The 23,083-nt window shown below is 68.7% G+C and carries 26 protein-coding genes and 3 pseudogenes; 15 read left to right on the forward strand and 14 right to left on the reverse strand.

What is annotated here, in order from left to right:
• Nucleotides 1-280: 280 nt before the first annotated feature.
• From ACIA6C_RS29825 to ACIA6C_RS29835, 3 genes are read left to right on the forward strand one after another with little or no spacing between them, the layout of a single operon-like run.
• The gene (locus tag ACIA6C_RS29825; protein ID WP_399280530.1) at nucleotides 281-1,531 is read left to right on the forward strand and encodes an ABC-three component system protein; all 1,251 of its coding nucleotides are present in this window, start codon (nucleotides 281-283) and stop codon (nucleotides 1,529-1,531) included.
• Nucleotides 1,528-2,004 (forward strand): three component ABC system middle component, encoded by a 477-nt coding sequence (locus ACIA6C_RS29830; protein ID WP_399280532.1) that lies wholly within the window; start codon nucleotides 1,528-1,530, stop codon nucleotides 2,002-2,004. Before ACIA6C_RS29825 ends, ACIA6C_RS29830 begins: the two co-directional genes overlap by 4 nt.
• A 21-nt stretch (nucleotides 2,005-2,025) precedes the next feature.
• A complete protein-coding gene (locus tag ACIA6C_RS29835; protein ID WP_399280534.1) occupies nucleotides 2,026-3,978 on the forward strand; it encodes a DUF3732 domain-containing protein in 1,953 nt (650 codons plus the stop codon).
• Between the two features lie 131 nt (nucleotides 3,979-4,109).
• Here the strand turns inward: ACIA6C_RS29835 and ACIA6C_RS29840 are convergent, their stop codons facing one another.
• Nucleotides 4,110-4,973: a hypothetical protein gene (locus tag ACIA6C_RS29840; RefSeq protein WP_399280536.1), complete on the reverse strand. Its 864-nt coding sequence runs from the start codon at nucleotides 4,971-4,973 to the stop codon at nucleotides 4,110-4,112.
• Nucleotides 4,974-5,120: 147 nt separating this feature from the next.
• Nucleotides 5,121-5,606 carry an AAA family ATPase gene (locus ACIA6C_RS29845; RefSeq protein WP_399280694.1) on the reverse strand — a complete coding sequence of 162 codons (486 nt, stop codon included), beginning with the start codon at nucleotides 5,604-5,606 and terminating at the stop codon, nucleotides 5,121-5,123.
• Nucleotides 5,607-5,708: 102 nt separating this feature from the next.
• Between ACIA6C_RS29845 and ACIA6C_RS29850 the strand changes: the two genes are divergently transcribed.
• Nucleotides 5,709-6,122 carry a hypothetical protein gene (locus ACIA6C_RS29850; RefSeq protein WP_399280537.1) on the forward strand — a complete coding sequence of 138 codons (414 nt, stop codon included), beginning with the start codon at nucleotides 5,709-5,711 and terminating at the stop codon, nucleotides 6,120-6,122.
• 67 nt (nucleotides 6,123-6,189) lie between these two features.
• Here the strand turns inward: ACIA6C_RS29850 and ACIA6C_RS29855 are convergent, their stop codons facing one another.
• Together ACIA6C_RS29855 and ACIA6C_RS29860 are read right to left on the reverse strand one after the other, a co-directional pair.
• Entirely contained in the window at nucleotides 6,190-6,693 is a 504-nt protein-coding gene (locus tag ACIA6C_RS29855; protein ID WP_399280539.1) for a hypothetical protein, read from the reverse strand.
• Between the two features lie 140 nt (nucleotides 6,694-6,833).
• Nucleotides 6,834-7,085 (reverse strand): annotated as a pseudogene (locus ACIA6C_RS29860) (LexA family protein); the annotation flags it as partial.
• A 111-nt stretch (nucleotides 7,086-7,196) separates the two neighbouring features.
• Between ACIA6C_RS29860 and ACIA6C_RS29865 the strand changes: the two are divergent.
• The gene (locus ACIA6C_RS29865) at nucleotides 7,197-7,544 is read left to right on the forward strand and encodes a hypothetical protein (RefSeq protein WP_399280704.1); all 348 of its coding nucleotides are present in this window, start codon (nucleotides 7,197-7,199) and stop codon (nucleotides 7,542-7,544) included.
• Nucleotides 7,545-7,549: 5 nt separating this feature from the next.
• On the opposite strand, the pseudogene ACIA6C_RS29870 reads toward ACIA6C_RS29865, so the two are convergent.
• Nucleotides 7,550-7,944: pseudogene (locus tag ACIA6C_RS29870) on the reverse strand (DUF5958 family protein).
• A 129-nt stretch (nucleotides 7,945-8,073) separates the two neighbouring features.
• Here ACIA6C_RS29870 and ACIA6C_RS29875 point away from each other — a divergent pair.
• On the forward strand, nucleotides 8,074-8,886 hold the full coding sequence (locus ACIA6C_RS29875; protein WP_399280541.1) for a DUF4253 domain-containing protein: 813 nt from the start codon (nucleotides 8,074-8,076) through the stop codon (nucleotides 8,884-8,886).
• A gap of 112 nt (nucleotides 8,887-8,998) precedes the next feature.
• On the opposite strand, the gene ACIA6C_RS29880 is transcribed toward ACIA6C_RS29875, so the two are convergent.
• On the reverse strand, nucleotides 8,999-9,352 hold the full coding sequence (locus ACIA6C_RS29880) for a hypothetical protein (RefSeq protein WP_399280543.1): 354 nt from the start codon (nucleotides 9,350-9,352) through the stop codon (nucleotides 8,999-9,001).
• Nucleotides 9,353-9,411: 59 nt separating this feature from the next.
• Here ACIA6C_RS29880 and ACIA6C_RS29885 point away from each other — a divergent pair, with 59 nt between their 5' ends.
• Complete coding sequence (locus tag ACIA6C_RS29885) at nucleotides 9,412-9,639, forward strand: hypothetical protein (RefSeq protein WP_399280545.1); 228 nt, start codon at nucleotides 9,412-9,414, stop codon at nucleotides 9,637-9,639.
• Between the two features lie 270 nt (nucleotides 9,640-9,909).
• On the opposite strand, the gene ACIA6C_RS29890 is transcribed toward ACIA6C_RS29885, so the two are convergent.
• On the reverse strand, nucleotides 9,910-10,575 hold the full coding sequence (locus ACIA6C_RS29890) for a Ku protein (protein WP_399280696.1): 666 nt from the start codon (nucleotides 10,573-10,575) through the stop codon (nucleotides 9,910-9,912).
• A 171-nt stretch (nucleotides 10,576-10,746) separates the two neighbouring features.
• On the opposite strand from ACIA6C_RS29890, the gene ACIA6C_RS29895 reads away from it, so the two are divergent.
• From ACIA6C_RS29895 to ACIA6C_RS29905, 3 genes are all read left to right on the forward strand, one after another.
• Nucleotides 10,747-11,841: a site-specific integrase gene (locus ACIA6C_RS29895; RefSeq protein ID WP_399280547.1), complete on the forward strand. Its 1,095-nt coding sequence runs from the start codon at nucleotides 10,747-10,749 to the stop codon at nucleotides 11,839-11,841.
• On the forward strand, nucleotides 11,838-12,173 hold the full coding sequence (locus tag ACIA6C_RS29900) for a helix-turn-helix domain-containing protein (protein ID WP_399280549.1): 336 nt from the start codon (nucleotides 11,838-11,840) through the stop codon (nucleotides 12,171-12,173). The genes ACIA6C_RS29895 and ACIA6C_RS29900 overlap by 4 nt, the downstream gene beginning before the upstream one ends.
• Before the next feature lie 140 nt (nucleotides 12,174-12,313).
• Complete coding sequence (locus ACIA6C_RS29905) at nucleotides 12,314-14,458, forward strand: hypothetical protein (protein WP_399280551.1); 2,145 nt, start codon at nucleotides 12,314-12,316, stop codon at nucleotides 14,456-14,458.
• 53 nt (nucleotides 14,459-14,511) lie between these two features.
• Here ACIA6C_RS29905 and ACIA6C_RS29910 read toward each other — a convergent pair whose 3' ends face one another.
• From ACIA6C_RS29910 to ACIA6C_RS29925, 4 genes and pseudogenes are all read right to left on the reverse strand, one after another.
• Nucleotides 14,512-15,741 carry a pentapeptide repeat-containing protein gene (locus ACIA6C_RS29910; RefSeq protein ID WP_399280553.1) on the reverse strand — a complete coding sequence of 410 codons (1,230 nt, stop codon included), beginning with the start codon at nucleotides 15,739-15,741 and terminating at the stop codon, nucleotides 14,512-14,514.
• A gap of 367 nt (nucleotides 15,742-16,108) precedes the next feature.
• Nucleotides 16,109-16,402 (reverse strand): annotated as a pseudogene (locus ACIA6C_RS29915) (Ku protein); the annotation flags it as partial.
• 425 nt (nucleotides 16,403-16,827) lie between these two features.
• Complete coding sequence (locus tag ACIA6C_RS29920; protein WP_399280555.1) at nucleotides 16,828-17,451, reverse strand: ATP-dependent DNA ligase; 624 nt, start codon at nucleotides 17,449-17,451, stop codon at nucleotides 16,828-16,830.
• Nucleotides 17,358-17,849, reverse strand: a complete 492-nt coding sequence (locus ACIA6C_RS29925; RefSeq protein ID WP_399280557.1) for a hypothetical protein — start codon at nucleotides 17,847-17,849, stop codon at nucleotides 17,358-17,360. The genes ACIA6C_RS29920 and ACIA6C_RS29925 overlap by 94 nt, the downstream gene beginning before the upstream one ends.
• Before the next feature lie 246 nt (nucleotides 17,850-18,095).
• Between ACIA6C_RS29925 and ACIA6C_RS29930 the strand changes: the two genes are divergently transcribed.
• The 3 genes from ACIA6C_RS29930 to ACIA6C_RS29940 all read left to right on the forward strand — a co-directional run bounded on the left by ACIA6C_RS29930 (nucleotide 18,096) and on the right by ACIA6C_RS29940 (nucleotide 19,104).
• Entirely contained in the window at nucleotides 18,096-18,350 is a 255-nt protein-coding gene (locus ACIA6C_RS29930; RefSeq protein ID WP_399280559.1) for a hypothetical protein, read from the forward strand.
• A gap of 170 nt (nucleotides 18,351-18,520) precedes the next feature.
• Nucleotides 18,521-18,853: a DUF6233 domain-containing protein gene (locus ACIA6C_RS29935; RefSeq protein ID WP_399280561.1), complete on the forward strand. Its 333-nt coding sequence runs from the start codon at nucleotides 18,521-18,523 to the stop codon at nucleotides 18,851-18,853.
• A complete protein-coding gene (locus ACIA6C_RS29940) occupies nucleotides 18,850-19,104 on the forward strand; it encodes a hypothetical protein (protein ID WP_399280563.1) in 255 nt (84 codons plus the stop codon). The genes ACIA6C_RS29935 and ACIA6C_RS29940 overlap by 4 nt, the downstream gene beginning before the upstream one ends.
• 485 nt (nucleotides 19,105-19,589) lie before the next feature.
• Here the strand turns inward: ACIA6C_RS29940 and ACIA6C_RS29945 are convergent, their stop codons facing one another.
• Both ACIA6C_RS29945 and ACIA6C_RS29950 read right to left on the reverse strand, forming a co-directional pair.
• A complete protein-coding gene (locus ACIA6C_RS29945) occupies nucleotides 19,590-19,922 on the reverse strand; it encodes a winged helix-turn-helix domain-containing protein (RefSeq protein ID WP_399280565.1) in 333 nt (110 codons plus the stop codon).
• Nucleotides 19,919-20,356 (reverse strand): hypothetical protein, encoded by a 438-nt coding sequence (locus ACIA6C_RS29950; RefSeq protein WP_399280567.1) that lies wholly within the window; start codon nucleotides 20,354-20,356, stop codon nucleotides 19,919-19,921. The genes ACIA6C_RS29945 and ACIA6C_RS29950 overlap by 4 nt, the downstream gene beginning before the upstream one ends.
• Before the next feature lie 440 nt (nucleotides 20,357-20,796).
• Between ACIA6C_RS29950 and ACIA6C_RS29955 the strand changes: the two genes are divergently transcribed.
• Nucleotides 20,797-21,501: a hypothetical protein gene (locus ACIA6C_RS29955; RefSeq protein WP_399280569.1), complete on the forward strand. Its 705-nt coding sequence runs from the start codon at nucleotides 20,797-20,799 to the stop codon at nucleotides 21,499-21,501.
• A gap of 25 nt (nucleotides 21,502-21,526) precedes the next feature.
• Here ACIA6C_RS29955 and ACIA6C_RS29960 read toward each other — a convergent pair whose 3' ends face one another.
• A complete protein-coding gene (locus tag ACIA6C_RS29960; protein WP_399280571.1) occupies nucleotides 21,527-21,982 on the reverse strand; it encodes an ASCH domain-containing protein in 456 nt (151 codons plus the stop codon).
• Nucleotides 21,983-22,143: 161 nt separating this feature from the next.
• Here ACIA6C_RS29960 and ACIA6C_RS29965 point away from each other — a divergent pair, with 161 nt between their 5' ends.
• On the forward strand, nucleotides 22,144-23,046 hold the full coding sequence (locus tag ACIA6C_RS29965) for a transposase family protein (protein ID WP_399280573.1): 903 nt from the start codon (nucleotides 22,144-22,146) through the stop codon (nucleotides 23,044-23,046).
• The last annotated feature ends 37 nt before the right edge of the window (nucleotides 23,047-23,083 follow it).

A 23,083-nucleotide genomic window follows, 5' to 3' on the forward strand; every position in this document is an offset into this window, starting at 1 on the left:
TCGGGCCCTCCGGACAGGAGCACCGACGGAAAGCTCCCAGAGCGACACAATCCGCTTCGGTGACTGCAAGGAGATGTTCGCCGGCCAGCGGGGCATCAGTGGGGGACTGATCGGATGGCGCAGCGCGCCCTGAAGGTGGCACGCTCAGCGGCAACGGAATCTGCGTAGCTCCCTCCAGCACGTAAACCCGGTGCTACGTTGTTGCAAGGTTCCCTCTTGCCGGGATCCAGCTGCGGCAGGTAGCCGCACGGCTTGGCCAGCTCGACCGGTGGTGGGGGACGTGGCGAAGGCGCGATCGCATTCGGCGGCAGGCCAGATGATGGGCTACCTCTATCAATGCGAGCTGGCCCTCCTGGAACTCGCGCGCCGCAGCTGGGACGACATAACCGTCGAGGTGCGCATGGAACTCCTCGACGACATCGAGTTCCTGCACCACGAAACGCAGGACCCCCTTGAGCTGCTGCAGTCCAAGTATCGAGAGGCGGCAGGGCCGCTTAGCGAAACCGGGAAAGACTTCTGGCGCTCAGTCACCTCCTGGATCGACTCTCTGGCGGTCAGCGGCACCCCCTCGGCCATGCCGCTGCCCATTCTGCGACTCGTCTCGACGCAAGTTGCCAAAGAAGGGACCTTCCTCCACTGGCTGCGTTCAGGCCCGGACCGGAACGTTGGCCTGGCCCTCGCGCGGATGGAGGAAGTCGCTGGCGACGCAGACGGGCCCGGCACCACGGGTGAAGACCGCGCGCTCTTCATGGCGCTCACGTCAGCGCAGCGGCAGCAGCTCGTCAACGCCATGGTGGTCGCCGACGGTGCACCAGTGATGTCAGACGTCGACCGTAGTCTCGCTAAGGAGCTGGGCATCACCCCCAGCGAGCACTCCAGCGCGGTGCTGGACGAGATCAAGGGCTGGTGGTATCGCGTGGCCGTGCGTCTGCTGGAGCGCAAGGACCCTACCTACAAGCTCACCTCCGTCAGTGCCGAAACACTTCTGTGCCGCCGCGATGAAGCCGTCGAACGGTACACCGGCAGGAGCCTGCCAATCACCGAGACCCACCGCAACCTCACCGAGGCCGAGATGGCTCCCTACCGGAACCGACTGGTCGTATCGCAGATGCAGTGGATCGGGCTTCCCGACCGAGAGATCACGACGCATCTTCGCGACTACCACTACGCACGGGCGCAACGCTCGGAGTGGCTGCGGAACTTCAAGGTCACTGCGGACGGGCTGGACGCATACGAGCGTGACCTCCACTACGAGTGGGAGAGCGTCTTCCTGCGCCGTACCCGTCGCGTCGATAACGAGACCGACGAGGCCGCGCGACGGGAGATTGGTCAAGCGATCCTAGACGACACCATGGAGAAGGTCGCCGATAAGGCGGCTCGACCCGGCACCAGCACGGCTCCCTGGATCGGCCGCGGCTCAATCCACGACCTCTGTGACAGGGTGGAGAACGTAGGCGGCGATCGAGCCGTGGGCTGGCACCCCGATCACCCCCGCTTGTGCAAGGACCACATCGAGGCCGCAGAGCAATGACGACATCGACTCCTTCGGCTGAGACCCAGGCGCTCCTCAATCCGGCTTTCGGCGGCTACCTCTTGGCCACCAGCATCTACGCTGCGCAGAACAAGAGGGAGGGGTTGATGCCATGGCCGTCTGCATTTCTCGTACTGCCGCTCGTCCTCCCCGCCAAAGCCAGGATCACGCTTCCAGGGAATTCGACCGTCTCCCTCATGGCGTGGGCCAACGAGAACCCCCTTCAGCAGGCGGCCTTCGCCGAGCGCGCGATCTCACTGACCGGACTCACCCGCATGAGTCTGCGTATGGCAGTGCGCCACGAAGTCGTGGAAGTCACCGCCCTGGGTCTGCGTTGCCCGCGCAAACCCAGAGCAGCCCCCGACTTCCGGCACGAGGTTGCCGACTGCGCGCGCGCCGCCGCTCTGGTAGGGCGTTGGCTTGCAGTAACCGACCCGAACCGCGCCTATACCGCTCTCGGCGTTCGTCCCTGACCAAGGAGTCACAGAACCGCCATGCAACTGCTTGCCCTGGCCCTCTACCACCAAGACAACAGGAAGCCCCCCAGGGTCCTGCGGTTCCGCCCCGGCCGGCTGAACATCCTGACCGGCGAGTCTGAGACTGGGAAATCCGGCGTCCTCGCCATCGTCGACTTCTGCTTGGGCCGTAACAAGCCCGGGCTACCCGACAACCCCATCGACCGTACCGTCGGTTGGTACGTGCTCCTGGTCGAGTTCGGTGACGGACGCCGGATGGTTCTCGCCCGCCCTCGCCCGGCTGGCGAGTCCACCATTGAGGCATTCGTGCGCTCCGGGGACGGAACCCTCGGTCTTCCGGCCTCCGAGGAACTCATCGTCAACTCGAATGCCACCGCGTTGCGAGGCGAAGTCAGTGCACATCTCGGGATCGAAGACTTCCGCTTTCAGCCGCCGACGGGCGCCGCTCGGAACTCTTTCAACGTCTCCGTGGCTCAGGCCGCACTGTTGTGCTTCCAGGACCAAGACGAGATCGGAGCCTCGCATACCCTGTTTCACCGTCAGACCGAGGACGGCATCGAGCAAGCGATCAAGGACACCTTGCCCTACTTCCTTGGCGCCGCCGGCCCCGAGCAGGCTCTTCGTCAGCACCATCTCGGCGAAGCCCGGCGCGAGGTACGCGCCGCCCAGCGGAAACTGGACGCCGCTCTGCGACAGCGTCAAGTCCTGGACGCCAATGGCATCGCTCTGCTCAGACTCGCTCAAAGCGAAGGGCTTCTCCGCGACGTTCCCGTGGCGCCCGACGCCGGCACGGTCCACGCACTACTACGAGAGGCACTCACCGTGCCGCCCCTCGCCCCAATCGCCTCCGACATCGGTGACCGCCGCCAGGAGCTGAATGAGGAGCGTCGGACGCTGCGAGCCAAGCTGCAGGAATTCGATGCCGCTCTCGCCACCGTGGACCGTTGGCAACGCCGAAGCTTGGACTTCACGGGAGAACTCCACTTCCAGATCGACCGGCTCAAGACACTCGCCCTTCTGGGACCTGAACGGGATCGCAACACCGACGTCTGCCCCATGTGTACCCAGCCTCTCGAACACCCGGACCCGTCAGCCCGGGACATCGCCAGGCTCACAGACCGGCTCTCGGAGGAACTCGAACAGGCAACCGGCGTCCAACCCGTCCGTCAAGAGCATCGCCAAGCCCTGCAGGCCCAGCGTGACCGCCTCGTCGAGCTGCTCAAAACGAATGGCGTGCTCATGAGGGAACTGATGGCCAGCGACGAGAACATGGTTCGCCTCCAAGAACAGCACCTGCGAGCAGCACACCTCCAAGGACGCATCGCACAAACCTTGGCTCATGACGGCAGGCCGACCGACGACGTCGGACAGTTGCGCCACGTGCTGGCATCCGTGCAAGAAGTCGTCAGCACGCTCGAAGACCATGTGGCAAACGACGACGTCCCTGCCGAAACGGAACGTCGTCTCGCGGACATCGCCGCTGACATGACCTTATGGGCGCAGCAACTCCGACTCGGACAGTCCACGGCTCCGAACGAAGCAGGCATCAGCTTCAACAGCCTCAAAGTAGTCATCCGGCGCCCCCAGGGACGCCTGGCGCAGGAACGCGTGGGGAGCAAGAAGAACTACATCGGCTACCACCTCGTGGCCCACCTCGCTCTGCACACCTACCTACGCCGCCACCACAGGCCTGTTCCGAGCTTCCTCGCGCTCGACCAGCCCACCCAAGCGTTCTTCCCCTCCAAGCCCCGTGACGCATCCACCGTTCCGGACGCAGACTGGTCCACCGTCACCGAATACTTCCGGCTCCTCCACGACGTCGCAGAACTCAACGAGGGGAAACTTCAGATCATCGTCTGCGACCACGCCAATCTCCCCGACGACTGGTTCCAGGACTCCGTGATCGACAACTGGAGGCCCGACGAGGACGGCACACGCAACGCGCTCATCCCCCCAGACTGGCTCACCTGACATACCCCTCCCCGCCCCCGCGTGGCCTCCCGGCGGGGGCCGGACACCCACCGCCGAGACCTTGCCGGCGGAATCCGGCTCACTACCCCCATCGCGTCACCCCTGCGGAATGCGGTGGGGACGGATGCCGGTCAGCGCCAAACCGTCCAGAGCCGCAGGAGTCGATCGAGGTCTCCGGCGAGAGCGTTCTGGAAGGCCAGAGCGTAGATCCGCGCCCGGTACTCGTCGGGTACCCCGGTCACGGCCGCCACGGCGCTGGTGCTACCTCCCCCCAGGGCGTCGCCTTCGCGTACCAGCCGCGCGACGGCCTGCGCCAGGATCCGTGTGACGGCGAGATGGGGTCGGGCTGCGGGATCGGTGTCGGGCTGGGCGTAGACGCACCAGCCGCGGTCGGTTCGGCTGATGCCGACGTAGACCCGCCCGGCGGCCCGCGCTGTCTCGACGGCTGCACAATGGGCTGCTGCTTCGGTTGTATCCGGTACCTGGTGCGGTTGGTTCAGCAGGCCTCGCGCCGGGGAGGGCGGCATCGCGCAGGTCGGGAGCACCTGCCCGGGGGGCGACGGGGCGAGGGACGCGGCCTGGGTGCATTCTCGGTGCTGTGCCACAGTAAGCGCAGGCGGCTGTAGTTCGGGCGGCAGCGCGTTGCGCATCGCGTTCCAGGCTCGGTGGGCGGCCTGCTCGGCCGGCGGGAGGTTCACGAACTCCTGCGCAGTCATCATGTACGGCTGGCGGTCGTCGCACTCCCGGGCGTGCTCTTTCGATTCGGCCCGCAGCCTGGCGTACGAACGGCACTCGCTCTCCCACTCGCAGACGCGGCAGGTCGCCACGTACGTGGTGCGTCCCGGGCAGCGCGGATCGGGTGGACGCTGGGTGTGGCGGCCCTTGCCGGTGCGGGGGCAGCGGCTTCCGTCGGCGTGTACCGCCCGGATGACACCGTCGAAGTAGGTGTACGTCTCCTCCGTCCCGTCGGCGCGGAGCAGGGTGCTAGTAGGCATGGTCGTTGACCTCGTTGTCGCAGTTGATCTGCCTAACGGCCTACGCGGCCTGCTGTCACCCTGCTGGCGGTGGGTGGCTTAAGTGCAGCAGCGCGGGCCGCCACTGGGCGAGGGTGTCGGCCCGCACTGCTGCGCCAGGTCAAGGCCCTACCACGGGACGACTTGGAGTCTCCGCCCGCACCCCCGGGGTAGGCCCTCAGCCGCCAACACGACGACTGAGGACGGAACGCACCGCCTCCTACAAGGGTCTGCTCGGGCGGAAGCGACTGTGCGGGCCCGCGGTAGCGACGCGAGGGTCATGCTGTGGGTGGTGATCATGAACTGGCAGCCCTGTGCGACCCTCTCGTACATCCACTGCACTTGCAGCCTGGAGGCCTCCGGCTGCAAGCCGGCCTCCGGCTCATCGAGCAGAAACAAACGGTTTGGCCCATCCATACCCTCAAGGAGGGCATCCGGACCTTCTGGCGAGGTGCCCAGGTACGAGACAAACAGGCGGCTCTCAGGCTCCCGAGATGTGGACCACTGCGCCTCCATCCCCGAGGCCAGCTCACGGCTGATCGGACTGAGGTTGGACGGCAGGCCGCCGTCGCTGAAGCAGCATCCTGTGAGGAGTGCCAGCGCTCCGAGGAGCATCGACTTCCCCGTCCCATTCGGGCCCGCCAGGACGGTGATCCCTGAGTGCAACGGCACTCCTTTCTCCAAGCTCCGGATGATCGGCAAGGAGGACAGCCCGGTGTGCGGACCGCCGACGAGCCGCACCGACTGAAGGAACCCCTCTGGTGTGCCACGGTGGTGAGCGAACTCATCGGAAAAGCGGTCAAGCACCTCTCCGGCGATCTCTACCTCTTGCCGGGCCGCGCCCAGCGCGCGATCGATGTCAGCAAGCTCCCACTCGTTCAGGTCGAGAGTCGATGGAGAGCTTGTCCCCGCGAGGGTCGGCTCAACGTCGCGGTCAACGCGTGGATGGCCGGCCACATCCACGGCGAGGACGGCTGCACCGGCTGTCAGGACAAGCGGCCCACCGGCACCGACTGGCGGGCCCGCATGGACACCATCACCGCCATGCAGCCCGACATCACGAAGTGGTTCAACCGGGAGGTCTGGACGTCCGCCCTCAACGACACCGGCTACGGCGTCACCCGCCGCTGACAGGCCGTGCTCATCCAGTGGCGAGCGGGCAACTCTGCGAGGGCTCGGCGGTGGGGCCGCGCCCGTCTCAGCCCCGCGACCGGTTCGGACGGTGGGGCCGGCGCCGGCCCGGTGAGGGGTCGGGAGCGGCCTCCGGTGAGGAGAACCCGCCCGGTACTGCGGTGCGCTGCGCCGGCTGCTCCACGGAAGGGGCCGCCGGGGTGGGGACGGCGGGCTTGGCCCCAGCCAGGATGGTGATGTGCGGGATGTGGCGGGCGCAGGTCTGGCAGACCTCTGCCAGGGTCCAGACCTGGCCGACGGCCGGGTTGTGGACGAGGACCAGCAGGCTGCTGCCGGCGCACTGGACGGGAGAGTCGTGGAGGGCGCAGTGCGCGCTGCCGCAGCTGCAGGCGACGTTGGGGCGGGCGCCGGCGAGGCGTCCGTGTGCCCTGATGTGCTCGGCGGCGAAGCGGCGCATGCTCGCGGCGTCCTTCGAGCGGGGCGGCATCCGGCACGCGGCGGTGCTGCAGGCGACGGACACAGTGTGATCGGGGTGGCCGGTGAGGCGGACCGTCCAGGTCCGACCCGGCACGCGTGCTCCGGGCATCAGAGTCAAGTCGGGGTCCCGTCGTTGGGCTGGTACGTGCCGGCGTTCTGCCGGGCTCGTGCAGGGGGCCGCGTGCGTACGCCGCGGCCGAGGGGCGTCCCATGGGCGGCGCAGGGCGCTCTTGCTCAGAGCGCGCGCAGGACTGCAACTACCTTGCCGAGGATAACGGCGTCGTCGCCGGGGATCGGCTCGTACGCCCCGTTGTGCGGCATGAGCCAGTCCTGGCCGTTCTCGCGGCGCAGCCGTTTGACGGTGGCCTCGCCGTCCAGCATGGCGGCGACGATGTCGCCGTGGTCTGCGCTGTCGGCCTTTCTCACGGTGACGATGTCGCCGTCGCAGATGGCGGCCTCGATCATGCTGTCGCCGACCACCGGAATCCGACGGGTTCGCCGAATCTTGGAAGGCTCAGGAAGGGAACCGATGGCAGACTGCGCCCGATCGCGTGCGGCCTGACGTAGGTTCGCGTGCCCCGCCGTAGGATGATCGGCATGCCGAGCGAGGAGAGCCCCCAGAACGCTGTCAAGCACTGGCAGGAGTGCGCCGACGTCTACGATTTCCTCGACCAGATCCGCCTTCGTCCCGGCATGTGGCTGCCCGACGGTTCGCTTCAGCACCTGCAGTCCATACTCACCGGCTACCGCGTCGCGCTGGGTATCCATTCCATCGATGAACCCTTCGACCTCTGGCCCGAAGGCGACTTCACCTGCTGGCTCCGGAATCATCGCGGGGTCTCCAGCTCCTTCACCTGGGCATCTGAAATTGAACGGACCACGCCGGAGGGATCAACTCCGGTTGTCCAGTTCTTCCAGTTGCTCGATGAGTACCGCAGCCGATAGAGCTCTCACTCCACCTCAGCTACGTCGGCAAAGGGCAGTCTGTGCCACTCGTGGCCGCACCCGTCGGAACAGAAACGCTCGCGTCGGCGATCGTCGGCAACCGCCAGCACTGAGTTCAACAGGCGGAACGCCTTCCGGCGCTCGTCCAGGGGAGCCAGACTGGCGATCTTCCCCAGCTGTTCGTTGATCCGGCCGCGTGTGATCAGAACTGCCGGGGTGTGGTCGCGCGGAGGCCGACGCGGCGAATGGCCTCCGGTCCGTCGTCGGAGGTGGCTCGCGCCTGGATGCAGTAGTGAGACAGGGGCCGCAGGGCTGCGACCTGCTCCTCGACGAGGAGTCCGTCGAACCAGGCGATGCCCTGTGCCATCGGGCGCCGCTCCAGAGCCAACTCGTTGAACATGACGGCCCACTCATTCACGGCTCATCCCCCTCGGCCAGAATGCCAAATGTTCGTTCCCCGGCATCGAACCACACCGGCCATTCAGCCGATCCACGCGAGCATGTAAGAGCCCGCTGCTAGCATCCGCCTGTGAACCCGGAGCTGTTGTCGTCCCTTGCTGTCCCACTCCCGCCAGGCCGGTTGGTCGCCTCCGATGAAGGTGATGGACGTGTCGAAGCTCTGTGGCTGAGCGACGGGTCTGTATCTGCGGAATTGTGGACGCGCATCCACGCCGAACGTCCCCGCCGAGGCGTGTGGCCCATTTTGCTGGACTCGCGTGACCCGCAGGACAGTGAGTTTCGGCCCTGGGGCACCGGCGAGTTCTTCCCCGAGCGGATGTCATCACTGGATGACCATGACCCGGCCGAGTTGCTCGCGAAGTGGTGGGCGACGTACACCGCGGTCGATGAGGACGACGACATGCTGTCGCCCGACCAGCGGCTGGCCGTTACCGCCCCCTTCGGCCAGACCTGGCCGGGCCTCGCGCCGGCCGGTCAAGCGGCAGCAGATCCCGACGATCTGGCCGCGGAGTACGCAGCGCGGTTCGTCCTCAGCCGGCCGCAGTCACGTCTGGGCCTCGTGGCCGCGCATTCGGGTGCCGACGCCCTCGCCGTCGTAGGTTGGGACGGGCCTGCCAACTGGGACAACGACACCGCCACGTTCGCCGCCGTGGTGAGTGACTGGGAACGGCGCTTCGGCGCACGCGTGGTCGCCGTCGGTTCCGACACACTCCATCTGAGCATCGCCGCACCCCCGACGACCGCCGAAGCCGCCCTGCTCGTCGCGGCCGAACACTTCGCCTTCTGCCCGGACAACATCTGGCAGGGCCCCCGCCCTCAGACCCTCGCGTCGTACGCCGAGCGACTCATCGACACCCACTGCTGGGAATTCTGGTGGGACTGACCCCGGACCAGCCGGGAAACGATCATCGCGGAGATGAGAAGCGCTCTTCGAGACGTCGCCTTTGAGCTCAGGTCAGCGGTACTCGTGAGCAGCCCATCAGACCTGGCGGACCTCACGGCGCGATGGGGCCACTCTTCTTGTCCGGGTGTGCCGTCAGGACATAGCGGGTGGCGGAGAGGTTGGACAGGCCAAAGAGCTCCATCAGCCGGACGGGGTCGGCGCTGTGGCGTGCCTCGTCGACGATCCGGTCCACGCGCAGCTGGCCGGCAGGCAGGCCGACTCGCTGGAAAAGCAGCTGGACCACGCCGGCGCTGATGGGCGGGCCGGAGTCGTCGACGGCGGTGTTGCGGGTGACGAAGAAATGCGGGTTGGAGCTGTCGGGCCAGCGCCGGTGGCGCTGGAGCTCCCACTCTCTGGTCAGGCGCAGAGTGAAGACGTCGAGGTAGACGACGGGGGCAGACGACAACGGCCGTCCTCGGCCTCGCGCGGCTTGCAGCGGGGAGGCGCACCGCTCATGATCCGCATGTGCCGTTTCACGTCAGGCTTAGCTTCGGGCCGCCGTCCTCCCCCGCCGTCACAGGCACCTGGGACAGCGAGGCGACCGCCGAGCGGAAGTTCCGGGGTTTCATCGGTCGCTACGGCAGCCGGGCCGACGTGCGCATCGAGCTGCTGGAGGAGACCGCTGGCGGACAGCTCATCGTGGTGAGGAGGTGGACGAAGGACCACGGGGAGGAGACCCGTCCTCGTTCGTGAGGCCCCTCCACAGTGGGCGGCGGGTCAGCACAGCTCTAGCCTCCGGCTTTGAGACCCACAATCCGCAAGGCCGCGTCGGCGGTCGCCTGTGCAAGATCCCCAGTCGACCTCGCCGAATCACAGCGGCGAGCGAGGACCGCGCCCTCGACGACGCCACTGAGCGGCCCACAGTGACGGCTCACCGAACGGAACTACGGCCTCAGTGCCTGTACATCTCAGCGTTTTTGCTCGGCAGTGGCGGCCTGCTCTACCCGATGGGGCCTGCCTGGCTCAGGCGCTGCGGGGTTTGCGACCGGCGCTCTTCTTCGCCGGAGCCTGCTTGGCGGCCGCCTTCTTCGCGGCAGTCTTCTTGGTGGTCTTCTTCGCGGCGGGCAAATCGTGGACGGTGGCATCGGCCCCGTCGCTGCGGGAGGCTTTGGCTTCGCTCACGGACTTCTCCAGCATGGCCATCAGGTCCACGACCTCCGCCGAGGCCGGCTGGGGGGCCTCGACCGGCTCGGGCCGGGTGCCGGCGGCCTTGGCCTCGATCAGCTTCTCCAGCGCCTGGCGGTATTCGTCGCGCATCTCGCTGATGTCCCGGCCGGAGAGTGTGTCCGCGAGAGCGATGGCCGCGTCGATCTCCTCGTCGGAGACCTCCACGTCCGGGACCTCTACCTGGCCGGGGTCCCGGATCTCGTCCGGCCATCGCATCCCATGCAAAACGATCACGTCGTCCAGGACCCGCAGCAGCCCGAGCCGCTCGCGGTCGCGCATCGCGAACTTGGCCACCGCCACCTTCGAGGACCGCTCCAACGCCTGGCGCAGCAGTTCGTAGGGTTTGGCGGCGACGCCTTCTGCGGCCAGGTAGTAGGAGGCGCCGATGCGGATGGGGTCGATGCTGTCTATTGGAGTGCGCGCGGGTTCCTGCTCGGCGTCCCCGGATCTCGGCGCTGCAATTCAGCAGGTGGGTGACGCGCGTGCGGCGTTGCTCCGTTGGTGTGAGATTCGTGCAGCAACTCGCAGATTATGGAAGAGATCCCTCTAATCTGCGGATTTGTGTCAGATTTCGAAGGTCGCACACTGACCCTGGTCGGCTCTGGCGTGGACCAGGTGCCCCTGGAGACAGGGATGGCCGATGTCGTGACGCTCCAACGCCGCCGTCAGGCGCGCGTATCGGCGGTGGACGAGGAGAGCTTCTTCCTGGACACGCTCTCGGAGTACACCTGGGCGCGGGATGCAGCCGGTCTGGCTCCGTCGACTCTCGACGGGCTCGTGAAGCCGGTGCTCGAGGTCTGCGAGTTCTACGGGACGGCGCCGTGGCGGCTCTCGCCGCGGGAGGTCGACCGGTACTTCGCGGGGCCGGGCAAGCGGGCGACCTCGACGCTGCGGGCGAAGGCCAACAAGATCGACGCCTACTTCGCGTTCCTGGAGCAGCGGTACGCCGGCGAGATCATGCGCCGGTTCGGGGCCGCGGTGGAGTCGCCGGTCGACCCGTTCAACCGGCCCAGGCACCGAGGCGACTTCGGTCTGCGGGTGCCGCCGTCGCAGCGGGCGATGAAGGAGTTCTTCGCCCGCTGGCGCGAGCAGCTACCCGGTGCGCGTAAGTACGCGGTGGCGTGCCGGGACTACGTGATGGCGAAGATCGCGTACCTGTCGGGGGTGCGGGCGGCGGAGCTGTGCGGGGTGTGCCTGGGGGATGTGCACTGGGAGCTCGGCCAGTGGGGCCGCTTCGTCGTGCACGGCAAGGGCGCACACGGGTCCGGGCCCCGGCCGCGGGAGGCGTATCTCTTCCAGGAGGGGCGGGCGCTGCTGTGGTGGTACGTCGAGGAGGTCCGCGGCGAGTTCGGTGACGACGCGGAGCACCCGCGGGCGCCGCTGTGGCCGTCGGAGCGCAAGCCCGTCGGGGTGGAGGCGTTGAACGTGCCGGTCGCTCCTTCGATCGTGCCGGCGACGTTCCGCCGGGTGCTGCACCAGGCGGCCGGCCGCTATCTGACCGGGCCGGTGAGCGATCTGTACCCGCACCTGCTGCGGCATGCGTGCGCGACCCACAACTACGAGCGCGGGATGACGTTGTGGGAGGTGCAGAAGGTCCTCGGGCACGACTGGGCCACCACGACGCTGCGGTATCTGGCGACCGCGCAGTCGGATCCGGAGGTGGCCCAGGTGGCGGCCAGTTCCCGGGCGGCGGCGCGGCTGGTGATGGACAAGGGGAACTTGCGGTGAAGTGGAATCTGCGGATGGTGGCAGCACAGCGGGACCTGTGGCGGCCGACCGAGGTGCTGGAGGCGTTCCGCGCGGTGGGGTTCACGCCCTCGCTGAGCAAGGTCGCGGCGCTGTGGGGCGGTACGCCGGTCACGCTGCGGCTGGACGACCTGGACCTGATCTGCACCGCGCTGAACTGTACGGTGGCCGACCTGCTGCAGGCCGAGCCGGTCGCGGTCGCCCAGTCGGTGCCCGAGCCGGCCACTCGGGTGGCTGGTGGCGAGGTCGCGGCTGCGGTGGGGCCGGTGCCCCGGCGGCGTAGCGGCGGTCCGCGTTCGCTGCCGCCGAGCTGATGCGCTGCGAGCCGGTGTGGTCCAGCTGCGGGGAGTGCCTGAGCTGGACGGCAGTGGACGTGAACCGGGCGTGCGAGGCGTGCGGGAAGTGGCGGCAGGCCAATCCCGTACGAGGCGTGTGCCCTCGGTGTCAGCGCGAGGTGCACCTCAACAGCGATGGCCTGTGCCGGGCGTGCCTTCGCGCGATCCGTCTGGAGGACGACGCCGACTGGGTACTGGCCCCCGCCGTGGCGCGGCCGCGGGCGCTCCAGCTGGTTGTGGGCCTGGGCGTCGGGCAGTCGGGGGCGGCGCGAGCGCTGCGCCGGCCCGGCACCGTGGGCGCGGCCCCCAGTACCTGGCAGCGCAGCCTGAAGCCGGCTGAGGCCAACGACCGGGACCGGATCCTGCCATTGGGGGCGCCGGGGCAACAGGCGTTGTTCTGGAGCCGACGCACGCTGACCGCGTCGACCGCGACGGCCCTGCGGGGCCGGGTCCTGGCCGGTGAGGCACAAGCACGGGCTCAGTCGCTGGCATTCGCCGCCGAGTACGGCCTGGCCCGGACGTGGTCGTACAAGGCGGCGCCCATGATCCGGCTGGCCCTAGCCGTGCGGGACGCCGAGGGTACCGAGCAGGTTCCCGACCGGGTGTTGGCCGACCTGCCAGAGCTCGGCACGGCGGTGGGGCTGATCCTGGACCGGGCCGGCCTGCTGGAAGGCGATGCGGCCCGCGCCGTCGAGGCGGGCACCGTGCGGCCGGTCGCCGCGTACGTGCCGGCGGCCGTGGGACGGTCGTGGCCGGTGCCGAGATCCTGCCGGGACTGCGACGGGTGGATGAGCGGCATTGCGGAGCACGTGTGCCGCCCATGCTCGGCCTGGCGGTTGGAGCCTCGCGGGAGCTGCGCAAACTGCGGGCGCGCGCAGGCGCCATTGCGCGGCGGGCGGTGCCGTCCCTGCCACGTGGACCCCGGCCGGGCCGGCGGCCGGCAGCTGGCGATCGTGATCCGTGCGGCGGCCCAGGGACGAGCCCAACCGGCCCGCGCGGGCGAGGAGGCGCCGGGACGACGGGAGGCGGCGGCGTTGGTGCCGTACGGTCAGCGGGTGCTGTTCCAGATGCGGCGCGACTGGACGCCGGTCCTGGACCGGGTGCACGGCGGCCAGGAGCTGCCGGAGCTCTCGGAGCGGGCCCAGGCCCTGCTGGCCGCGTTCGACAGGCAGCGGCGCGAGCGGCGCCGGCCCGGCTCGGGCCGCGAGGCCCAGCGCACCCTGGCCCTGCTGCTGCGCTTCCTGGGGGCGGGCGCCCCGGTCTGGGAGCACGACGTCCACGACCTGGCCCGCGCGGGGAAGGGCCTGCACGCCCGGGCGGCCTGCGAGTTCCTCGCCGCCCACCACCTGCTGACCGAGGCCCCTGACCTGCGGCGGGACCGGGACCAGGCGTGGGTCCAGGCCACCATCGCCGACCTGCCGGCCGGGATCGGCGCCGAGGTGCAGGCCTGGACGGACGTCCTCCGAGGCCAGGGCCGCCGCAGTCACCCCGCGCGCTCCCACCGGTGCATCCGCCGCTACCTGGCCGCGCTCCTTCCGATCTTGGCCGGGTGGGTGGACCGCGGGCTCGGCAGCCTGCGCGAAGTCATCCCGGCCGACGTGGTGGCGGCGGCCGGAACGCGGACCGGCGCCTCACGCCGCCAGCTGGCCACCGCCCTGCGCAGCCTGTTCCGGGCCCTGAAGCAGGAGCGGATCATCTTCCGGGACCCGGCCCGCACCCTGGGCGTGGCTGGCTACCGGGGCCTACCGCGGCCCGTTCGCTCCGAAAGGCTCCCGGACCTGTTCGCCGGTGTGCCCTCGGCGTTCGGGCGGCTGGTCGTGGCGCTGGTCGCGGTCCACGCCCTGGGCGGGGAGGACATCCGGGCCCTGCTGCTGACCGACGTCGACCTCGCTCGCGGCCGAATGGCTCTCCGGCGCGGGCCGGTGATGCGCACCGTGCTGCTGGAGCCCTTCACCCTGCGGCTGGCTGCCGACTGGCTCGCCGAGCGCCACCGGCGCTGGCCCGCTTCGACCAACCCGTACCTGCTGGCCACCGGACGCACCGCCCTGACCGCAGCCGCGGGGCCCGTGGACGTTACCACCGTCCGCGCGGTGTTCCCCAAGGGCATGCGCCTGGACGCCGTACGCCAGGACCGCATCCTGGAGGAAGCCCGCACCAGCACCGACCCGCTGCACCTGATCCGCCTATTCGGCATCAGCACCATCACCGCGATGCGCTACATCACCGCCGCTCACCCCGAACGCACCAGCCGGCTCCCCCGCTGAGCGCCCGGCAAGCCTTCACAGCGGGCACGTACCAGCCGTGGTGGGCCGGGACCTCAGGGCTCAGCCGGGCACCAGGCAGCGGGGAGACGCAGTTCGGTGGGCTGAGGCGCACCGCTGGGCGGTACCAGGCCAGCCGGTGGTTCACCGGAAGCTGTGCTGAAGTTGACCTCGCTGCCGGAGAACATCGCATCGTTGAAGTCGACCACGGCACCGGAGAACGTTGCGCCCTCGAACGTGACCTCGCCGCCCATGAACAGGGCGCGCTTGAAGGTGACCGCGCCGCCTGAGAAGCGCGTGTCCTTGAAGGGGACTGTGGTGCCGAAGGCAGTGCCATCGAAGGTGACCGTGCCGCTGGAGAACTCTGCGTGGGTGAAGTCGACCGTGCCGCTGTCGAACAGCGCACTGTCGAAGGTGACTGTGGCGCCCGCGAAGTCGGCCCCGTGGAAGGTGACCGCGCCGTGCGAGAACGACACATTGCCAAAGTCGACCGTGCCGCCGGAAAACATAGCGTGGAAGAAGTTGACCTTGCTGCCAGAGAACCGCGCGCCATCGAAGTCGACCAGGCCGCCGGAGAACGTTGCACCCTCGAAGGTGACCGTGCCGCTGGAGAACACCGCGTTCGTGAAGCTCCCACCGTCGAACACGACTCCGGTGAAGTCGAAGTCGTGGCCCTGCCAGGAGTGCTTGTGCCCAGGTTCCAGGCGGAGATGGTCACGGATGAGCCGGATGACGGTGTGCCGTACCTCCCGCATGGCCAGGTAGTCGTGTCGGCCCTGGGTGTCGCCGGGTTCCAGGTCGGCCTGGTTGGTGTAGGGCAGGCGGAGGTAGGCGCACAGGACGTCGATGCAGGTTTGGCGTAGGTCGCGGGTGGGGGCGTCGTCTGCGAGGCCGGCCAAGGCGTGCACCCCGCCGAGGCGGACTGCGGCGGATTCTTGGCCGAGCTGGGAGACAGCAGTGGTGAAGCGTTCGGTGTGCAGGCGGGTGGAGTCCCGCAGCGCACCGTCCTCGTCGACGCGTTGGCGCCGGTAGGCCACGACCAGGGCGACGAGGGCGCCGGCCCCGGCGACCACGCCTAAGGAAAGCTTCACCAGGTCAAAGAGGATTTTGGAGTCGAGGCTTGGCTCGGGCTTGAGCCCTCTGGCGCCGAGCAGGTCCCACCCTGCGTAGAAGGCGGCGCCCCCGATGGCTATTGCGGTGATGAAGACCAGGGGGAGGACGAGCCAGATGTGCCATAGGCGCAGACCGCGCCGTTCGGCCTGGTTCTGGGGAAGGGAGAGTCTCACGGTCAACACGACGGTGCGCCACCGCTGCCGGTTCCCACCTTCTGAATCGGCTGGAGCGGCGCGTCTGCGGCCTCATTGAACGGTGCTACCTCAGCGGTCATGCCGGTTTCCGCGCCGCCATCGAACATGACCGGATTGGTGGATCGGGCCTTGGGTGTCGCCCAGGCCCATCCACGGCGAACGCGGGCTCAGCACATGCCGACACTGCCACCGCCGCAACCCTCTGCCTCTGGCTTGCACGTGATCGCCAGGACACGTTCTGACCCTAGGAGCGACGATCGAACCTGCACATGCCCCAGCACTGAATCCTGGGGTGGCCGTACAGGTTCTCCCCTTTCCTCTTGAGGGAATCCGCGAACCCGCGCGCTTCGGTGGGCACGAAGGCCACGATCTCGATGGCCTTCGCCGTGGGCAGCGGCAATGCGTCCAGGTCCTCGTCCGTGACCGGGATAGTGCCCGCTGCTGTTTCGTATCCGCGGGTGATCTCTGCCTGGGTCAGCTCCTTGCCGTCGACCTCGCAGACCTTCCGGTACCGGATCCGGCCCCCGTCGGCGGTGTGGAACTGGTGCAGCGCGATCGACTGCGACTCGGTTGCCGGAAATACTTTGATCGGAATCGTTACTAGACCAAAACTGATCGCACCGGACCAAATAGGGCGCATCTACTTATCTCCTTGCGAAGGCTCTCAATCCAGCCTCGCACCATCACCGGTACCTCCACCGCCACAGGGGGCCGGCCGGGCGAACGCCCGACGGCTGGCAGGCCGCCCCCACGGTCGGTCGGCCCCGCATGCCTGTGACGACGAAGGTTGCGGGGCGTTGTGGTGGCATGGACGAAGACTTCCTCGACGCGCTCCTCGATGCCGTGACCGAAACCCGTCTCAAGCTGCTGACCGAGGACGAGGCCAGAGCGATCATGATGCTCTGGGCGCCCTTGAAGGTGAGACCCGCTCGGAGGAGGTTCGCCGGGCCGCGGGCGAGATGCGTTTCCGTCTCGGATCACGTCTGGGGGCCCCGGCGGACTGCGACGGCCCGATGCCGTCCTGACGGCAGACGCCAGACGCTGCCTGTGGGGAGGTGTGCTGCCTCAGTCTGCGGATCTGGCTGTGTCCGCCTCGAACCGGGGTACGTCCCGCGCGGTGAGGTCCAGGCGCAGGCGTTTGAAGCGGACGGGGTGGCGGTAGATGCCGCCGTGGTCGATGGCGGTGTCGGCGCTGATCTCGGCGACCAGCTCGGGGTCGATCAGGGTGACGTCCAGGGCGTCGTGGCTGCCCCACGTCGAGGCGAATCGCATGCCGGTCCAGGGGTGGCCTTCGTCGGCGGCGGTGATGCTTGCGGCGACGAGGCGGGCCGCTTCCGGGCGCAGGGGGACCGTGCGGCCGATGGGGCGTAGCCGGTCGTGGCTGTCGTGGCGGCCCAGGAGGAGGATGTGGGGGCGGGTGAGGGTGCCGGTGATGGCGCCGATGATCGCCTCGGTGGTGTCCCGCCGCCTCAGTTTGTACCAGCCCCTGTATCCCGGCCGGTAGGGCTGGCCCATGGCTTTGACCACGATGCCCTCGAGGCCGGGAACATCGGTCCAGGACTCCAGCCACTTCTGCGCTGTGATCAGGTCCGTGGTCATCGGGCACAACGTCCACGGCGTCTTGAGCCCGTGGGCGGAAAACAACGTTTCGAGTCGCAGGTGGCGCTGCCGATACGGATGGCGTAGCACCTCGATGCCGTCTGCCTGGAGGATGTCGAAGGCGATGAAGTAGGCGGCAGGGACGCGGCGAGCTCGCGCGCGGTGCGACCGCGGGCGGCGGTGCGGCGCTGGAGTCCCTCGAAGGACAGCCGGCCCGCTGCCTTGTCCCAGACCACCAGCTCGCCGTCGAGGACCAGGCCGGCAGGCAGCTGCTCGCCGGCGGCCACCAGGTCGGGAAACCGGTCCTGGATCAGCGTCCCGCGCCGGGTCTGCACCAGCAGCCGGCCACCCGCATCGGTCGGCGTGAACAGCAGCGCCCGGTAACCGTCGAATTTCTGCTCATACGCCACCCCCGAAGCGAGCGGACGCACCGGCGGGACCACCTCGGCGGCCTGCGCCAACATCGGCTCCACCGGCGGACGCAGCATGACTGGCCTCCTCGCCCTCGCACGGCACTCAGCACCAGCCTCACCCGAACCGAGCGCGACGGCCCGACGGGCGGGCCGCAAGCCCCCCCCCGGCCGCCGAGCTGCGCCACGCGTACGCCGTGACCGCCCCACGATCACCGCCTTGCGCCTCCTGCACCCACCGCCAGCACGCCGCCGACCGCACATCCGCGTCGTGACCCGGTCGGACCCTCGCGCAAATATTCGAACACGTGTTGCAATAGAGAGGTGAGGCAACCGTTCCGTTTCCCCGATGACCTGCTCGCCCTCCAAAGGGCGTGGCTGCGTACTTACACCGATCTCGCCGAGGCCCCGCCCGCCTCCGGTTTGACCGCGCTGCGGCGCCGATTGATCGCCCTGTCCGGGCGCCTGTACACCCATTCGTACTGGACGGCCCCCGCCGGATGGCGGGCCGGCGGCGTCGAGCTGCGCCGCGCCGCCCGCAGCCACACTCCGACACCCGCGGAACGGGAGACGGCATGAACGAGCCCGAGCACACCCCCAAGCCCCGCCCGCAGCTCGTCACGTGGGCGCCGAGCCAGGCCGGACCCTGCGCCCGGTGCCACGCCCCCACATGCAGGTACGGGACGGGCGGGAACCCGCTGTGCACGGCCTGCAGGGCGCTGCGGCAGGCGCAGTACGGAGGCTGAACCATGTCCGTCCTGCCTCCGGATATGCCGCGTCTGCGGACGCTGGTCACCTACCTGCGCGGCGAGCTCGGCCGCGCCGAGCGGGCGCTGAACGCGGCCGAAGCCGCCGAGGAAGCCGCCGCCCGGCGCCGCCCGCCCGCAGAGCCGCCCACGTGGTTGGTCGAGCGTGAGATCGGCGCCGGCCGGCCTCCCGGACGCGTCCACGTCGGAACGTGCTGGGACACCGGCAAACGCTGCGCCCCCGCCACCGCCGACCAGATCCGGGACCTGCTCGCCCAAGGCGTCCCCGCCTGCCCTCAATGCCGCCCCGACACCGCACTCGGAATGCTGGAATGACCACCTCGCAGCAGGGTGAAGGAATGAACCCCGCCCCGCGCATCATCGTCTACCCACCCGACGCCCAGGGCGGACGCCGGGTCCGCTGCGACGGCGAACTCCTCGGCCGCGCCCTCGGCCCCGGTGATCTTCTTGAGTTCCTTCGGCGGGCCGGCCTCGACCCCGACGACGTCGACCTGGACGACCCGCGCCTGATCGAGTGGCGCGGCGGCGGCCCCACCGTGTGGAGCCCCAGACCCGGCGAGGAGTAGACGCCGGGGCGGGGCGGGTCAAACGGTCGGTATCCCCGGGTACTCGTGGCGCGGGTAGCCGCACCCGTCGCCGTGCCAGTTGTCCGGTCTACGTGAGGGTGGCGCCCCGATAATCATGACGAATCCGCTGTGACGGCGTTACGGCTGTCCGTGCTGGTCGTTCGAGCCGTTGACCGGATCGAGGCTCGGTCGGCCTGCCGTAGCCAATACGCCTTCTGACGGCAGGCCGGCCCGTAGTACGCAGAATCCGCACGTCCAGTCGTAACAGGCTTGCCGCACCCGCAGCCGCACAGGCGGCCCGATCCCCGCCCGCCGTTACGCTTGCGCGTGAGGGAAGTGCGGCAGGCCCGGCCCGCAGGTTCCTCGACCAAAGGAGCCACCCCGCCACACCCGCCTTCATAGCTCATCTGACGCTGAGGCGGCCGACAAGGGCTACTCGGGCCCGACGATTGCGGGCCACCCCGTGGCCTGCGATTGTCCCCAAATCAGTGCAGCGGGCCAGCGATCGCCGCGAGCGCGGCGACGTGGCGCCGGTAGACGGCCAGCCCTTCCTCTGTCAGACACAGCCAAGTCCGCGGCCGCCGTCCGACCTGCCCCTTCTCGACCGTCACCCAACCCGCTTCCTCCAGGCGCGAGACCTGTTTCGACAAAGCAGAGTCGGTGATCTCTACCAGAGCACGCACGTAGGCGAACTCGGCCTTCTCCACGCCGGCGAGGGCCGCGACGATCGACAGACGCACGGCCGAGGCCAGAAGGGGTGCCAGGCCGTGCCGCGGATGAGGGACCTGCCCGACAACCGCCGATACCTCCGACGTCATAGAGCGCGCCCCTTCCGCCAGGCGTTCGCAGCAGCCGGCAATGCGCATGCGAGGGCCGCCACGGCCGCGAAGGCGGCACTGTCCAGGAAGATGGTGTATCCGAGCACCAAGCTCAGGATGTACGCAACCGCCCAGGCTCCGATCACCTTGAGGTGCCTGCCCCCGTAGCCGCGCAGTACCACCGGTTGTCGCGTGGCGAACAGAGACAACCCCATGACCACGAAAGCATTCGCCATTGTGCTGACAAGTGTCCCCGTCCGCCCGTGCCACAGCAGCACTGCGGGAACGAGGACGAGCTGCCACAAAGAAAAGAGCCAGAGGTAGCCGGCGTACCAGCCGCTTCGCTCCCGCACGGCGCCCTCAATCCGCCGGACCCCCTTCAACGAATCTACTGCATCGGCCTGTTCCAGCACGGCAATCCCTCCCGTCGTCACCGGGCAACCCTGAACATGCCAGCCCGGCATACACTTGCCACATTAGCAACTACTTGCCGATGGTCTGTGAACGCACTCGGGCTTCAACCGCCTGCTCTCCACGCTGACCGACAACTTCCCCGCCTCTGCTGCCACTGCGACTTCAAAAGCAACGGCGTCCGATGTCAGCGCGTCAGCCTTGAGAGTGGCGGCGAGTTCGTGCGGCAGGTGTCGGCCGATGAGGAGGACCTCGATGAGCGTGCGGGTGCCGTCCCGCTCACCGTGTGCCTTGACGGCAGCGTCCCAACAGGCGTCGTGGGGGAGCGGACCTGCCTGGGGAGCGCAGGCGATCAAGGCTGCAGAAGATCAGGAAACGAGCCGGCGCATCGGAGAGGTCCTCCAGGCGAAGGAACTTGGCTGTTCCCCTCCGTGTCGCCACAGGCCACCTCTACGGTGTCGCCATGGACTACATCCCGCGGCGGGCGGCCAGTGATCTACCCTTCGACGGCAGCGACATCGTCTTGCGCTACATATTCGAACACCCTGCGCTCTCGTTTGAGTTCGAGGACACGCTGGAGGTGTGGTCGGTTGCCATCTTGCGTTACCACTCAGAGGACGACTGTCCGCAGTGCCCGCCCGACGCCAGTCTGTGCCGTTTCCAGGACGGCACACCGCTGGGTGAGATGAGTTTCGTCCGGATCCGCGACTACACCAGGGACCCCGCCTGGGAAGCCGCCGACTCCCACACCGGCGACGTCGAGAAGATCGTCTCGGTGTGCACCGACCCCGCCGATGCAATGACGCCCGGACTGCACTGGTCACCTGCGTTCGAAGAGCGGATCGAGGTGCCGGCCGGCGACCTTCTGATCATGGACCGGGTGCGGATCGAGCCACCGTGGCGCGGATTCGGGATCGGCGCCCTCGCCGCCGCCGAGGCGATCCGCCGCCTGGCCGATGGATGCTGCGCTGTCGCCTGCGAGCCAGCACCAACCGACGGGGACTTCGAGAACGACAAGCCTGGCTACCAAGCAGCTCAGGCCAAGATCGCGAAGGTGTGGGAGTCGGTCGGATTCGAGGCGTTCCACGACGGCATCCACCTCCTGGACCCCGCCCTGAAGCACCCCGTCGACTGCCGTACAAAGTGGCAGAAGCACTTCGGACGCTAACGACCTGGAGCGCAATAGTGGTTGATCAGCCCGAGGGGTGCAGGCGGGCGGCAACGCGGAAGCGTTCCAGGACCGCCGGGGTGGCGTCGTGCACGGTGAAGCGGGGGTCTCCGAGTACTTGTCGCATCTCGTCGCTGTGCCAGAACAGCTCGTGTTCTGCCCGCCAGTCTTTGACTGTGGTGTAGCCCTCGCCCTCGTCCACCGCGTGGCTGATGTCCACTTTCCCCAAAGGCTCGACGCGCACTTCCGTCACCTCGATGATCGCCACCGGGCGATCATCGGAGTCGACCACCACCGAACGGCGGCCGACGGACGGCAGCGGCTCCCCCTCATGTTCGTACTGGGCGAGCAGTGCGGTGGTCGCGGTCTTGGAGCCGTCGAGGATCGTCGCGACAAGCCGGTCACGCAGGGGACCCGGAAAGGCGAACTCAGCCTTGGGCAGCAACGCGGGGTCCATGTTCTGAGCTGGGTCGACGGTCATACGACGACCCTAGCGCTGTCGCATACTACGACGGACTCGACTGGTCAGCCCGTGACCTGAGAACGGCCGCACGGGTTGGGCGAGTTGTGAGGCAAGCCTGGGCCCGTGCGGCCTGTTCCCATCCTGCCCTGTCCGGAGTCTCCCGCGCACACTTCGGCGAGTTGCTCGAAGAACTCGCCCCGAAGTGGCAGGCCGCCCGCGAGTCGGCGCTGCGCCAGCGGCGCGGCGGGGATCGGCGCCGGAGCGCGGGTGCCGGACCGAAACAGCAGCTGGTCTTCACCAACCGGCTGCTGGTCACCCTGGTGCACCTGCAGCTCGGGCTGCCGCACGCTGCGCTCGCCGAGCTGTACCGGGTGGACCGCTCCACCTTCTCCAACGCCATCCGGGAGGTACGGCCGCTGCTGGCGTCCCGTGGGTTCGCCGTCCCCGACCGGCCCGGCATCCGGCTGCGCACGCTGGAGGACCTGTTCGCCTACGCGGCGGCCGAGGACGTCGAGCTGAGGATCGACGGCACCGAGGTCCAGGTCCGGCGCCCGAAAGCAGGCCGGCCGGGCCGCAAGGCCTTCGTGTCCGGCAAGAAGAAGCAGAACACCATCAAGACCACCACCTTCAGCGGCGACCAGGGCCGCACCCTGTTCAGCGGTGTGGTCCGTCCCGGCCGCATGCACGACCAGACCGCGGTTCGCACCGAGGGCATCGCCGAACAGTTCCGGCAGCACCCCCAGCTCAAGGCCAAAGTCGATGAGGGCTACCGGGGCCTCGCAAACGAGTTCCGCGACCAGGTCGACGCCCCGCCGAGAAAGCCGAAGGACGACTCGCCCCTGGGCGAGCACCACGCCTGGCGCGAGCAGCGCCGCCGCCAATCGTCCAGGCGCATCTGCGTGGAACACACCAACGCCGAGTACAAGCAGTGGCGGCCACTGCAGCGGTTCACCGGTCGGCGCGAGACCTACCCCGAAACCCACCTCGCCATTGCCGCCCTCGTCTCCGACCGCTCCGCCCGCAGGCCCACACGACGCAAGCCCAGCACCGAACTGGTTCTCGCCCGACCGACCTCCTGCTGATCACTCACCAGCCGACCCGCCAGGCCGGCACGCCCCG

The sequence above is a fragment of the Streptomyces sp. NPDC051578 genome, from assembly GCF_044454045.1.
Taxonomy (GTDB): domain Bacteria; phylum Actinomycetota; class Actinomycetes; order Streptomycetales; family Streptomycetaceae; genus Streptomyces.